Source organism: Microbispora sp. ATCC PTA-5024 (assembly GCF_000511135.2).
In the GTDB taxonomy this organism is placed as follows: domain Bacteria; phylum Actinomycetota; class Actinomycetes; order Streptosporangiales; family Streptosporangiaceae; genus Microbispora; species Microbispora corallina.
Map to the genome: position 1 here is coordinate 1 of NZ_KI866528.1, position 843 is coordinate 843.

1 protein-coding gene is annotated in these 843 nt (G+C 67.6%); it reads right to left on the minus strand.

Annotated elements, in window-relative coordinates:
• On the minus strand, nucleotides 1-843 hold an 843-nt coding region (locus tag MPTA5024_RS36980), incomplete at both ends, for an extracellular catalytic domain type 1 short-chain-length polyhydroxyalkanoate depolymerase (protein WP_157099955.1).

Here is an 843-nt window from a genome sequence, read left to right on the forward strand (position 1 = left end):
TGCCGGTGGTGTCGAGGCCGAGGAAGGTGATGGCGTAGGCGAGTTGGCCGGTCATGGGGAGTTGGTGGCCGACGCCGCTGATGCTGATGCCTTCGATGGTGGCCTGGGGGCCGGTGCCGCCGTAGCGGGTGCGGGTCCAGGTGGATTGCGGGTGGTCGGTGTAGCCGGGGGTGGTGGTCAGGTTGTGCAGGTTGGTCCATTGTTTGATCTCCTCGCCGTAGTTGGGGTAGGCGAGGGTGGTGTCGGTGGTGCCGTGCCACAGCTGGATGCGGGGGTAGGTGCCGGTGTAGCCGGGGTACATGGCGCGGGCCTGGTCGCCCCATTGCTGGGCGGTTTTGATGAGTTGGCCGCTGGAGCACTGGCTGTTCCACAGGGAGCCGTCGGTGGTGGCGAAGCAGCCGGCGGGGACGCCGGAGAAGGCGGAGGCGGCGGAGAACACGTCGGGGTATTCGGCGGCCAGGACGTTGGTCATCATGGCGCCGGAGGAGAAGCCGCTGACGACGATGCGGGCGGGGTCGATGGGGTAGTGCTGGCGGGCGTAGGCGACCATCGACATGATGCCGGTGGAGTCGCTGCCGCCGTTGCGTTTGAGGGCGGCGGGGGTGGACACGTCGAAGCAGGATCCGCTGCGGGTGGCTTCGGGGAGCACGATGATGTAGCCGTAGCGGTCGGCGGCGGTGACGTAGTCGTGGCCGTTGCCGTTGAAGATGCCGCTGGCCGAGCCGCTGCAGTAGTGGACCAGGACCAGCAGTGCGGGGTGTGCGGCGACCCTGTCCGGGACGTAGATGTACATGTTCAGGTTCGTCGGGTTGGTGCCGAAGTTCGTCACCCGGGTCAGCGACG